Here is a 13,152-nt window from a genome sequence, read left to right as displayed (position 1 = left end):
AAGGTAGTATTACTAATTAGAGTAGGCCCTCATCTGCAAAGCTGAAAAATCCGTCTTCACAAACGATGACGTGATCTATCAGACGGATATTCATCGTTTCCGCCGCTTTATGGATATGCTCTGTCAAACTCCTGTCCGGTTGGCTGGGATGAATATTTCCCGAAGGATGGTTATGCACCACCGCGATTTGTGTAGCTCTTTGCAGCAATGCTTCCCGGAGAATGGTGCGCACATCGGTATAAGTTCCGTCTATGCCACCAGTACTTATACGTACCTTATCAATTAGTTTGGTTGCCTGGTTCAATAGGAGCACCCAGAATTCTTCCTGTTCCAAGTCACACATGATCGGTTGGAAAATATCATAGATATCTTTTGAGCAAGTGATTCGAAGTCTCTCTTTGGTTTCTTGCAGCTTTCTTCGTTTGCCTAATTCCAAGGCTGCCATCACTGTAATGCTCTTTGCGGGGCCCATACCTTTGAAAGAGGAATAGTCACACACTTCCCATTTTGCCAATGAATTCAGATTGTTATCACAAGACAGGAGCAGGCGTCTCATCAATTCGACAGCACTTTCTTCCGTATTTCCGGAGCCAATCAATATAGCGAGTAGTTCGGCATCACTCAATGCGGCTGCTCCCTTCTCCATCATTTTTTCCCGTGGGCGGTCTTCCAGTGCCCACTGGTTGATGGATAGTTTGTGTTTACTTTCCATTATTAATCAAATTAAGTCACAAAGATACTCCTATATAACTGAAAAAATGAATTTTGGAAGCTATAAGTCTATTTTTAGAATCCCTTTACTTCCAAATATCGTAGTTTTGCGCTATCAAGATTAATATATAAACATCTAATAAATATGAAAAAGAGAATAAGCATCTTATCCATCTTACTACTATTAGGAATGACAGTATACGCTCAAACGGATATCCCGCAGGTGATTCCCTCCTTACAACATTGGAATGGGGCAAAAGGCAAACTGACACTACCGGAAACAGGAAAGATTATAATCGCTCCGGAAGCAGAAAGCCTGTTGAAAGAAACTGCGGAAATAATGGCAAAAGACTTAAAAGATATGTTCGGCTGGAATTATCAGGTAACCTCCGGAAAACCGAAAAATCATTCTATCTATCTGTCAGTGAAAAAAACGCCTTCATCATTGGGAGAAGAAAGCTATGAACTGGATATACGCAACCATGTAACCATCGAAGCCTCCACCGTAAAAGGAGTATTCTGGGGAACTCGCACACTGTTGCAAATGATCCATAACCAGCCTTTTGGACTCATGAAAGGAAAAGCATTGGATTATCCGCAGTATGCTCACCGCGGACTGATGATTGACGTAGCCAGGAAATTTTTCACAATGGACTATTTGCAGGATTACGTAAAAATTCTCTCGTTCTATAAAATGAATGAACTGCAAATACATCTGAATGATAATGGTTTCGTTGAGTTTTTCGATAATGACTGGAACAAAACATACGCCGCCTTCAGATTGGAAAGCGACCGTTTTCCGGGACTCACATCCAAAGATGGTTCCTACACCAAAGAAGAATTCCGCAACTTCCAGCAAATGGCCGCACGATATGGAATCAATATCATCCCAGAAATTGATGTTCCGGCACACTCACTCGCTTTCACTCATTACAATCCGATACTGGCAGCCGACAAAAAAGAATATGGTATGGATCATCTCGACCTCTATAAAAAAGAGGTATATGATTTCCTTGATACTTTGTTTGACGAATATCTCTCGGGAGATCACCCGGTATTTGTCGGACCGGACGTACATATCGGCACTGATGAGTACAACCTCAAAGAAGCGGAACAATTCCGCTATTTCACTGAATACTATCTGAAGTATATCACCAAATATGGAAAAAATCCGCGATTATGGGGAAGTCTGAAACACATGAAAGGAAATACCCCCGTAAATCTGAAAGGAAAAACGGTCAATGCATGGAATTATAGCTGGCTAGACTTAGAAACCGCACTGCAGGAAGGAGCCAAAGCGATTAATACATGCGATGCATTTCTATATATCGTACCAGCCGTGAATTACTACCATAACTTTCTGGATCATCAATGGATATATGAGAGTTGGTCACCACGAATGATGCAAGAGGGAGAAATGATAGAGCAGTCTACTAATTTATTAGGAGCCATGTTTGCTGTATGGAACGACCGTGTCGGAAATGGAATCAGCCAACAGGATGTACATATACGCACCTTTCCTGCCATGCAGGTTATGAGCGAGAAACTTTGGAAAGGAGAAAACACAAGAAACATACCGTTTGAAACCTTCGAAACGTGGTGCAGGACAACACCGGAAGCACCGGGCGTAAATCTACAGGCCAGCATAGATGACAGAAAAGACCTAACGCTTTCCGGCCAGGAAATTATCCTGCAAGGTAACGACTCGGTTCTTACCTCTATACCCGAAATCGGTTATCCATATAGTGTGGAATTTGAAATCTACGCAGATCCAAAGCCCAATATCAATGCGGTCTTATTCAAAGGTCCCCATTCTGTTTTCACCGCGAACTGGCAAAATACGGGTAAATTCGCATTCTCGCGCGACGGCTATGAATTCATCTTCCATTCCTATCGTTTGCCTGTGGAAAAATGGACAAAGGTTCGTGTAGAGGGAGATGCCAAAGGGACCTCACTTTACATAAACGGAGAGCTACAAGAACGTTTGGAAGGACGAATCGGTGTAGTTTACAATCAGAAAAGCCTGCGTAAAGACAGCATTTGGTATCAGGAAACACTTATCTTCCCATTGAAACAGATAGGCGACAAATTGCTGGGGTTTAAGGGAAGAATAAGAAATGTGATTTGCACTCCACTAAATGAAAAAAGATATAGCCTATAAAAATTTCTTCGATTGCATCCATTACTTTTTTTCCATGAAAGTATAACTTGTCTGACACCCGGGTGTCAGACAACATTCCTTTTAAACAAAAATAGGAATGGTAATAGGCAAATAAAAAATGGATTACTTATAAAAATTCTTTTGGAAAGCCTCAAACTCATCCTTCCCTCTGATACAACGCTGCCACCATGCGCGCCAAAAGCCTGTACCATAGCCGATAAGCTGTATAAATGCGGCGGCAATGGAATAAACGCCAATAGACAGACTTTTATTCTGAATAGTAGAATCAATGCATACGAGTAATGCATAGAGAATGATAGGCGTGAAACTGAAGAGGCAGAAGAGGCTTCCTAATAATAGAAGCGCCACTCCCAATGTAAATACGGCTGGAAGCAAATGCACCAGTTTCAGAGAATCCGGATATTTCTTATAAAGATTAATACGGGCAATGCCGGAGTTATGCACCTGCTTGAAGAATTTTTTCAAGTCAGTCCGACGTTTATGATATACCCAGGCATCAGGAAAAAGACGACAAGTGTACCCATTCTTAAAGATACGGATACTGAAATCAATATCCTCCCCAAAACGCATCTTTGAAAAACCTCCCAAAGCCTCGTACACTGCCCGGCGAACTCCCATATTAAAACTACGGGGATAGAATTTGTCCATCTTCTTTTTTCCGCCACGGATACCTCCGGTCGTGAAGAAAGAGGTCATGGAATAGTTAATTGCCTTCTGAATATCAGTGAAAGAATCGTGTGCACGGTCGGGGCCACCAAAAGCATCGGCAGGAGAAGTGGTGAGCTCCTTCTCTACCGCATCGAAGTAGCCTTCGGGAAGGATGACATCAGAATCCAATATAATAAGGTATTCGCCTTCGCTACGTTCTGCTCCGTAATTACGGGTTTGTCCCGGACCGGAATTGGGTTTAGAGAAATATTTTATATTCAACCGATCTGCATACCGGTCTACTACTCCTTTACAGGGAATGGAAGAACCATCTTCAACAACAACAACCTCAAAACCCTTAAAGTGTTGTACAGTAAGACTTTGCAATAATTCATCCACTTCATCGGGACGATTATAAACGGGAATTATGACGGAGTAACGCATATCAAAAACGGGATATAACTATTTGATATGCAAAGTAAGACAAAAAAAAGATGGACTCGAAATCGAGTCCATCTTTTTTTTGTATATCAGCAATAAAATTATTACTTATTCAGGATATCCATTGTATCCGATGCGATCAACAGTTCTTCATCTGTTGGGATCACTACTACTTTCACTTTAGAAGCAGGAGTAGAAATGATTGCTTCTTCACCGCGAACCTTAGCATTTACTTCGTTATCAAGTTCGATACCCATGAATTCCATATCCTTACAAACTTCACGACGACATTCCATCTGGTTCTCACCTACACCACCAGTAAACAGGATAATATCCACACCGCCCAATGCAGCAGCATAAGCACCGATATATTTCTTAATACGGTAATAGTACATCTTCTCTGCAAGGATAGCTTTCTCATTGCCAGCCGCACAAGCAGCCAAGAGTTCACGCATATCGCTTGATACACCCGAAATGCCCAGTACACCGCTCTTCTTGTTCAACAGATTGGAAACACCGGTTGTGTTCAAGCCTTCTTTTTCCATGATAAATGTTACTGCACCGGCATCAATATCACCGCTACGAGTACCCATCATCAAGCCTTCCAATGGAGTCAAGCCCATAGTAGTATCCATACATTTACCATCTTTGATAGCAGCGATAGAACCACCGTTACCAATGTGGCAAGTGATAATTTTCTGTCCTACCGGATTTACACCCAAGAATTCACATACACGTTTTGACACATAACGATGAGAAGTTCCGTGGAAGCCATAACGACGTACACCATACTTTTCATACAGTTCGTGAGGAATAGCATACATGTAAGCATAATCCGGCATTGTCTGATGGAAAGCCGTATCGAATACACCTACCTGCGGAATGTTAGGAAGAATAGCAGAAACTGCATTTACCCCTTTCAAGTTAGCCGGATTGTGCAACGGAGCCAGATCATTGCAAGCTGTAAAGGCTTCCAATACCTCCTTGTTCAGCAATACAGATTCGCTGAAACGCTCGCCTCCGTGTACCATACGGTGACCTACGGCATTGATTTCATCCAAAGATTTGATAGCGCCATATTCGGGGTGAATCAACGTATTCAGGATAAACTCAACTCCTACTGTATGTTCAGGAATATCTTTTTCCAGAATTTTCTTTTCACCATTCGGCAAAGTCAGTTTCAAGAAAGATCCTTTCAGACCGATTTTTTCGATACCACCTTGCGCAATCACTTCTTTGCTGGTCATATCGAACAATTTATATTTAATAGATGAACTTCCGCAGTTCAATACCAGAATTTTCATGTCGTTGTCAATTTAATACTTACTACCTTATATCTAATACTTATTTATTTGCCTTTGCAGCAATAGCCTGGTTAGCCGTGATAGCAATCATGCGATATACATCTTCGATAGAACAACCACGAGACAAGTCGTTTACCGGACAAGCGATACCCTGAAGGATCGGGCCGACAGCGTCAGCATGTCCCAGACGTTGAACTAACTTATAAGAGATATTACCAACTTCCAGACTCGGAACAATCAATACGTTTGCTTCGCCAGCCACAGGAGAACCCGGAGCCTTGCTTGCACCGACTTCCGGAACAAGAGCAGCATCAGCCTGCATTTCACCATCCAGATCAAGCGTAGGAGCCATCTCCTTTGCAATCTTAGTAGCTTCTACCACTTTATCAACTACTTCGTGTTTTGCAGAACCCTTGGTAGAGAAGCTCAACAGAGCCACTTTCGGATTTTCAATACCGGCAACGGCTTTCGCAGTTTGAGCAGTACAAATAGCAATCTGTGCCAGCTGATTAGCGTCCGGAACCGGAGTTACGGCAACGTCACCCATGACCAAAATGCCATTCTTTCCGTATTCAGGAGCATGAGTCAGAAGCAACATAGCACCGGATACGCAAGTGATTCCCGGAGCAGTCTTGATAATCTGCAAAGCAGGACGCAATACATTACCAGTAGTGTTGCGGGCACCAGCCAACTGACCGTCAGCATCACCGCTCTTAATCATTAAACAACCATAGAACAAAGGATCGCTCGTCAATTTGCGGGCTTCTTCGATAGTCATCCCCTTCTTTTTACGAAGTTCACACAACAACTGCGCATATTCTTCGTGTTTCGGAGAAGTTTCAGGATCAATGATAGTAGCTTTACCGATGTTTCCCAATCCCCATTTTGTAGCAAGTTCATTAATTTCTGCCGGTTTACCCAGTAAAATTAGATCGGCTACTTCGTCTGTCAAAATCATATTGGCAGCTTTCAATGTGCGTTCTTCAGTTCCTTCCGGAAGAACAATACGTTGGCGATTTGCTTTCGCACGCGCCACGATTTGGTTGATTAAATTGAGCATAGATATATTGAATATTATTATAAAACGTCCTTACAATTTGTAATTTGCGGTGCAAAAGTACTCAATTTTGCAATATCCACATTACAATTTCGGCTATTTTTCTCTCCCAAGTCTAAAATATTATAATATTTAACACTGTACTCCTATTTTTCATACCTTTGCAGTGTTTTCAAACAAAATCAATAGGTTATTAGTATATGATACGTCAGTGCGCCATTTTATTTGGCTGTTTGGCTTTGGGTGAATTAATAGTTTATCTTACGGGTATCAAGCTCCCCTCCAGCATCATCGGTATGCTGCTGCTCACCCTCTTTTTAAAATTAGGTTGGATTAAACTACACTGGGTACAGGGATTGTCCGACTTTCTGGTTGCCAACTTAGGATTCTTTTTCGTTCCGCCCGGTGTGGCTCTTATGCTATACTTTGATGTTATTGCGGCAGAGTTCTGGCCGATAGTAACAGCGACCATTGTCAGCACCGCGCTTGTACTTGTCGTTACGGGATGGGTACATCAAATCGTCCGCAAGTTCAGGCTGGCACGTCAGATTAAGCTGGCGCGCAAACTTCATCTGACGGATTTCCATCTGTCGGAGAAACTGCACCTTAAAGATAAAATCAACTTAACGAATAAAGACAAATGAGTTTCTTAGAGAATAATTTCTTCCTGCTGGCTATCACCTTCGGGATTTTCTTCTTTGCCAAATTGCTTCAGAAGAAAACAGGACTGGTATTATTAAATCCTATATTGCTGACCATCGCCCTATTAATCATCTTCCTTAAAATGACAAATATCTCATACGAGACCTATAATAAAGGAGGACATCTGATCGAGTTCTGGCTCCGCCCGGCTGTTGTTGCTTTAGGCGTACCTTTATATCTTCAATTGGAGATGATAAAAAAGCAGTTATTGCCAATCCTTCTGTCTCAACTGGCAGGCTGCATTGTCGGAGTTATTTCAGTAGTGCTGATTGCGAAGTTTATGGGAGCTTCCCAAGAAGTAATCCTGTCTCTGGCTCCCAAATCGGTTACGACTCCGATTGCGATGGAAGTAACCAAAGCCATTGGCGGTATTCCGTCACTGACGGCGGCAGTTGTTGTGGCAGTAGGTTTATTAGGAGCAATCTGTGGTTTTAAGACCATGAAAATCATGCGTGTAGGCAGTCCGATCGCCCAAGGGCTTTCGATGGGGACAGCCGCTCATGCTGTCGGAACTTCCACCGCAATGGATATCAGCAGTAAATATGGAGCATACGCCAGTCTGGGACTGACACTGAATGGAATCTTCACTGCACTACTCACACCTACGCTCCTTCGATTATTAGGTGTCTTGTAAAAACAAAATCTCTTGATTTTCCGTTATATAAAGAGTTAAACGCAAAAAGCAATTTTATGATTCCATTTAAAGATATCACATTAGCAGACAAAGACACAATCACCTCATTCACGATGAAAAGTGATCGCCGCAATTGCGATCTTTCATTCTCCAATCTTTGCAGCTGGAGGTTCTTATATGACACTCAATTCGCAGTGGTCGACAACTTTCTGGTATTCAAGTTCTGGGCGGGAGAACAACTTGCTTATATGATGCCCGTAGGCACAGGAGATTTGAAAGCAGTATTGTGGGAACTGATAGAAGATGCCCGCAAAGAGAACCAGCATTTCTGTATGCTGGGAGTGTGCAGCAATATGCGCGCTGATCTCGAAGCTATCCTTCCGGAACAGTTCACTTTCACAGAAGACCGCGACTATGCGGATTATATTTATTTGAGAAGTGATCTATCTACGCTGAAAGGGAAGAAATTCCAGGCGAAAAGAAATCATATCAACCGGTTCCGCAACACTTATCCGGATTACGAATACACACCGATTACCCCGGACCGTATTCAGGAATGTCTGGATCTGGAAGCAGAGTGGTGTAAAGTGAATAACTGTGACCAACAGGAGGGGACAGGCAACGAACGTCGCGCCCTGATTTATGCTCTCCACAACTTCGAGGCACTCGGACTGACGGGAGGTATCTTGCATGTGAACGGTAAAATTGTCGCATTCACATTCGGTATGCCTATCAATCATGAAACATTCGGCGTACATGTAGAAAAAGCGGATACCAGTATTGAAGGTGCGTATGCCATGATTAATTATGAATTTGCCAACCGGATTCCCGAACAATATATCTATATCAACCGGGAAGAGGATTTAGGTATTGAGGGCTTACGCAAAGCCAAACTGTCTTACCAGCCGGCAACGATTCTGGAAAAATATATGGCTTGCCTCAAAGAGCATCCCATGAATATGGTAAAATGGTAAATCCATTATAAATATGATGATAAAGGAGCAAGTAAAAGCATTGTGGAAAATCTGTTTTGACGATAGTGAAGAATTCGTTGAAATGTACTTCAGACTGCGCTATAAAACAGAGGTGAATGTCGCCATCCAAAGTGGCGATGAGGTAATCTCTGCGCTTCAGATGCTTCCTTATCCGATGACTTTCGGCGGAGAAACAGTGCAGACTTCCTATATTTCAGGAGCCTGCACGCATCCCGATTTCCGAAGCAAAGGGGTCATGCGAGAGCTTTTATCACAGTCTTTCGCCCGGATGCTGCGGAATGGAGTACATTTCAGTACATTGATACCGGCAGAGCCCTGGTTGTTCGACTATTATGCCCGCATGGGATATGCTTCCGTATTCAAGTATTCAACTAAAGAGATCGTTTTGCCGGAGTTTATTCCTGCTAAAGAGATAGCGGTCAGTGTGGTTCCGGAATTTCAGGAAGAGATTTATTCTTATTTGAATAAGAAGCTTTCCGAACGGGCTTGCTGTATTCAGCACACGCTGGAAGACTTTCAGGTTATTATGACTGATCTTGCCATCAGCGGAGGATACTTATTTGTAGCCAGACAAGAAAACGATATCAAGGGGATGACTATTATATATAAAGGAGACAAACATATCATTATCAATGAGCTTTGCGCTGAAGATAAAGATGTGGAATATAGCCTATTGTATGCTATCAGGCAACACACCGGATATAAGTGCATGGTTCAACTCTTACCTCCCGAAGATCAACAGCCTCAACATCCGTTGGGCATGGCACGTATCATCAATGCCAAAGAAGTGCTGCAAATCTATGCCGCGGCTTTCCCCGAAGATGAAATGCAGTTGGAATTATCGGATAAACAACTGTCGGTAAATAACGGTTATTATTATCTGTGTAAAGGGAAGTGCATGTATAGTACCGAGCGACTGCCCGGTACACATATACAGATGAATATTAGCGAACTAACAGATAAAATACTCCAGCCGTTAAAGCCATATATGAGCTTGATGATGAATTAAGACACGAATTACACCACCTAGGAAGAGTACGAAAAAAGAGTTGCAGATAATTCCTTCATATCTTTACTTATTTATATTCATATCTGTTTCTAATACATATACCATTTGAGGGTCAATTTCCGCTGTACGTTCACCATCTCCCTGACGGGTGTGTTGCACAAAGAGGTGAAGTTTCCGCTGTTCCTTCCAGAGCTCCGTATCATGGGACGGTTCCCAGGCATCCACGGAAAAGTCGGTCAAATCCGTTATCGTCCATTTACTAATGCCGACGTCGGACGCATGTGCCATCGATACACGGCTTCCCCGTTCTTCGTCGCGGAAAATATAAAAGACTTCCCCACCCTCTACCACAATACGCGGACGGGCAATAGGTATCATTTTCGTACCGCCACCCTTCAAGGTAAAAGGTGTTTTGCGATCTGTGATCTGCCGTTGATACCATACTTTCCCATCGTTCCAGACGATACGATATTGGGGCACGTTACTGTCGGGATCCCGCCAATAAGTGGCTATATACGGATTTCCTTCTGCATCGGCACTCATACTTGTTTGATTAATCAACTCACAGTTTTGAGGCAAACGACAGGCATACTCTGCATTAGACAATTTGATAGGAAGTTCATATTGCTCTCCACTTGATTTATACCAAGTCACTCCATTATCAAACGAACGGGCATAACATATATCATGGTTTGTTTCCACATGCCAGCTTTCGCGCCACACCCACGAAAGATGGATGGTTCCTTTCTCATCGACATACATTTGCCAATAAGCATTCCGTTTATTTTCTCCGTCAATCAGTATATCCTGAATACGAGTCCATTTATGTTCTTTCAGCGAATAACGGTTCATCACCAAGTTACCACGACCGGAAGAACCGGAACGATAAACAAACAGTAAATCTCCTCCGGATAAAGAATAAAACTCCGGATAGGTTACATTTCCTTCATCAATTCCGGTCATCGGTATTTTATCTCCCAGTTCCAGAGAACCAGGAGCAATGCTCCGGCAATAATTCAGTTTATGTCCATGATGATCGAAAGACACGTGTATGTAACCTTCTCCATCCACCATCATACTGATTACATTATGAGCATCCTTTACATTTCCCTGATATTGGGTGCGGTGTAAAGTCCATTGTTTCGAATCCAGTTTCCGTTTTCCAAGTATCAGATAGCCGTCGTTATCGTAATAACTGATATATTGTTCCTCACCGTGCGTCACCAGCGAGTTATTCCGAAAGACCGTCGTATTGACCGAAGTACAGCTATATCCCTTTCCTACTTCCACCAAACGCTGGGAACAGACAAGAGTAGGAACAAGTATTATTCCGCAAAGTAGTAGTAATATCCGTTTCATGCTTATCTTCTTTTTTATTTGTCAAAGATGGAAAGAGTCCATTTTTCATGCCAGGGAATTGTTATCTTTCCGTCTTTTACAAGTACAGGCAGCCATACATAGCGGGAGTCTTCCAAGTCTTTCTTTTTCCAGCGGTCGAACATAGCGATGTATGCGTCCTTCTTTCCGATAACAGGCTGAACGTAAGTACTCTGCGCGTAAAACGTTTTATCCGCATCCGGTCCCGTACAAGGATTACCGATCGTTTTCCACGTTCCCATAATAGAATCGGCCACTGCTATTTCGGCCACATTCGGATCCCAGCCTGTGCAACCGGAGCTTAACATATAGTATTTACCATTATATTTAAACACAGCCGGAGCTTCACGAGACTCTTTGACGAAATTACGAGTAAACCGTCCGCTGGGTTTCAGATAATCATCAGTCAAAAGACTAATATACATGGTTTCATTATTTTCCGAAGAATAGAACTGATAAGCACGTCCGTCATCATCCACAAAAACTGTCTGATCACGGCTCATCGCATTGTTCGGACGGAAACTTCCCTGATAGACGAACGGTCCGACAGGAGAATCGGCAACCGCCACGCCGGCACAAGCCTTACTGTAATCGGCACTTTCCACATGTGCCCACATTACAAACTTACCGGTCTTCTTATTAAAGATGACTTTCGGACGTTCCAACACTTTGGACGGATGCAGGTCATGATTCGGATCGTCTTTGACTGCCGGAAGCACAATTCCTTCAAATTTCCAATTCAGCAAGTCTTTAGAAGAGTAACAACCGACTCCGGTCACGTCTGTACGATAACACTCCCACGTAGCCCAGTCCGGCAAAATCGTTTTTCCTTTCTTGTATTCACCATACCAATAGTAAGTACCATTGTGATAAAGAAGTCCGCCACCATGGGCATTGATCGGATTTCCATCCGTATCATTCCACACTTGTCCGGGGATAAATGCTGTGTTCTTTTGTGCCTGCATTGATACAGGTAGTAACAACGCACAAACGACTCCTGATAATATACACTTGATTATTCTGCAATGTCTATTCATATTCATGATATTAAATAAGATTTCTTGTTTACAAAGATAGATGATACATTAAATATAAAGGTACACTTATGTGTCAAAAAAGGACTAAAAAACAATCATTCTCCGCTAAATGCACGATATTACAGAGCATTTGCACTTCGATTTTAGCCTGCGTTTACCATATAATACGATAGGGATAGGGATTTCACCTATCAGTTCACTCAATAAAAAGAACCTACCCGATTTCAACACAAAGTGATTTTCTGGTCGAGCAGGTCATTTATATATACACATAAAATGCTTTTCTGATAATCCGGTTTCCTAATCCTATATGGCACTTCTCTATCTATGCTTCTGAAAACATACCTTACCTGCTTCCTTATCCATTACTAACTACCCTCTCTTTCATTAATAACAAACTTTCTTTTGATTATAGGTAAACTTCCTATTACCAGTATGTAAACTTACTTTTCAATAAATGCAATCTATAAATGAAAGTTGCGTTTATAAAAACAAAACTTGCAATTATATAAATGGAAGTTTCATTTATATAATCAAAGCTTGCATTTATAGTTTTCTTATAATGCAAAGAAAGTTTGGGTCCTATACAAAGGAAGTTTATCCCTTATAGAAAAGAAGTTTTCCTATAATAGTTTGGAAGCTATCTATTAACACTTCTTCTGCCAACTATAGATGAAAGAGTTAGCAGAAGACTGGACAAGCTGTGAAAGCCAGAATAGAAAGGTGAAAGGAAGGTGAAAGCCAGCCCTTCACCCGCTAATGCCGATGAACAGGGCATTGTGAAAGGTGAAGGGTGTTTTCTTGAATATGATTATTTTAGTATACCAGCGTAAGGCAATGTCTGCAACCACAACTGAATGAATTATATCCACGAAACATTTCTCAAATATGGTTTCATTCAAAGAATAAAGAAAGCAGTCTATATTGTTTATATTCAAACAATTATTCATAGCACAATTTGTGTAGCATAAAAAGTGCTACATAAATTATGCTATAAATATTGATTCTATCAAACTTTTACCGAACAATCATTGCCACATGATCCCACAACAAAC

Annotated in this window: 11 protein-coding genes; 5 read left to right on the top strand and 6 right to left on the bottom strand. The window is 41.9% G+C overall.

The window, feature by feature from the left end:
• Positions 1 to 16: 16 nt before the first annotated feature.
• Positions 17 to 712: a DNA repair protein RadC gene (radC, locus tag KTR06_RS01745; protein WP_004299741.1), complete on the bottom strand. Its 696-nt coding sequence runs from the start codon at positions 710 to 712 to the stop codon at positions 17 to 19.
• A gap of 144 nt (positions 713 to 856) precedes the next feature.
• On the opposite strand from radC, the gene KTR06_RS01740 reads away from it, so the two are divergent.
• The gene (locus KTR06_RS01740) at positions 857 to 2,872 is read left to right on the top strand and encodes a family 20 glycosylhydrolase (RefSeq protein WP_120067095.1); all 2,016 of its coding nucleotides are present in this window, start codon (positions 857 to 859) and stop codon (positions 2,870 to 2,872) included.
• Between the two features lie 123 nt (positions 2,873 to 2,995).
• On the opposite strand, the gene KTR06_RS01735 is transcribed toward KTR06_RS01740, so the two are convergent.
• From KTR06_RS01735 to pta, 3 genes are all read right to left on the bottom strand, one after another.
• Positions 2,996 to 3,985, bottom strand: a complete 990-nt coding sequence (locus KTR06_RS01735) for a glycosyltransferase family 2 protein (RefSeq protein WP_087317012.1) — start codon at positions 3,983 to 3,985, stop codon at positions 2,996 to 2,998.
• A gap of 101 nt (positions 3,986 to 4,086) precedes the next feature.
• Entirely contained in the window at positions 4,087 to 5,286 is a 1,200-nt protein-coding gene (locus tag KTR06_RS01730) for an acetate kinase (RefSeq protein WP_087317015.1), read from the bottom strand.
• 40 nt (positions 5,287 to 5,326) lie between these two features.
• The gene (pta, locus tag KTR06_RS01725) at positions 5,327 to 6,346 is read right to left on the bottom strand and encodes a phosphate acetyltransferase (protein ID WP_008024419.1); all 1,020 of its coding nucleotides are present in this window, start codon (positions 6,344 to 6,346) and stop codon (positions 5,327 to 5,329) included.
• 197 nt (positions 6,347 to 6,543) lie between these two features.
• On the opposite strand from pta, the gene KTR06_RS01720 reads away from it, so the two are divergent.
• The 4 genes from KTR06_RS01720 to KTR06_RS01705 are packed head-to-tail and all read left to right on the top strand — an operon-like array spanning position 6,544 to position 9,683.
• On the top strand, positions 6,544 to 6,987 hold the full coding sequence (locus KTR06_RS01720; protein WP_008024417.1) for a CidA/LrgA family protein: 444 nt from the start codon (positions 6,544 to 6,546) through the stop codon (positions 6,985 to 6,987).
• Positions 6,984 to 7,679: an LrgB family protein gene (locus KTR06_RS01715; protein ID WP_117683201.1), complete on the top strand. Its 696-nt coding sequence runs from the start codon at positions 6,984 to 6,986 to the stop codon at positions 7,677 to 7,679. Before KTR06_RS01720 ends, KTR06_RS01715 begins: the two co-directional genes overlap by 4 nt.
• A 56-nt stretch (positions 7,680 to 7,735) precedes the next feature.
• Positions 7,736 to 8,653 (top strand): DUF2156 domain-containing protein, encoded by a 918-nt coding sequence (locus KTR06_RS01710; protein WP_004305058.1) that lies wholly within the window; start codon positions 7,736 to 7,738, stop codon positions 8,651 to 8,653.
• A gap of 13 nt (positions 8,654 to 8,666) precedes the next feature.
• Positions 8,667 to 9,683 carry a GNAT family N-acetyltransferase gene (locus KTR06_RS01705; RefSeq protein ID WP_117683200.1) on the top strand — a complete coding sequence of 339 codons (1,017 nt, stop codon included), beginning with the start codon at positions 8,667 to 8,669 and terminating at the stop codon, positions 9,681 to 9,683.
• A 63-nt stretch (positions 9,684 to 9,746) separates the two neighbouring features.
• Here the strand turns inward: KTR06_RS01705 and KTR06_RS01700 are convergent, their stop codons facing one another.
• Both KTR06_RS01700 and KTR06_RS01695 read right to left on the bottom strand, forming a co-directional pair.
• Entirely contained in the window at positions 9,747 to 11,042 is a 1,296-nt protein-coding gene (locus KTR06_RS01700) for a BNR repeat-containing protein (protein ID WP_117683199.1), read from the bottom strand.
• A 14-nt stretch (positions 11,043 to 11,056) separates the two neighbouring features.
• Complete coding sequence (locus tag KTR06_RS01695) at positions 11,057 to 12,097, bottom strand: glycoside hydrolase family 43 protein (protein ID WP_022276528.1); 1,041 nt, start codon at positions 12,095 to 12,097, stop codon at positions 11,057 to 11,059.
• Positions 12,098 to 13,152 lie beyond the last annotated feature (1,055 nt).

Source organism: Bacteroides sp. MSK.20.12 (assembly GCF_019052435.1).
Taxonomy (GTDB): Bacteria; Bacteroidota; Bacteroidia; order Bacteroidales; family Bacteroidaceae; genus Bacteroides; species Bacteroides xylanisolvens.
This window is presented reverse-complemented; position numbering and strand designations above follow the sequence as displayed.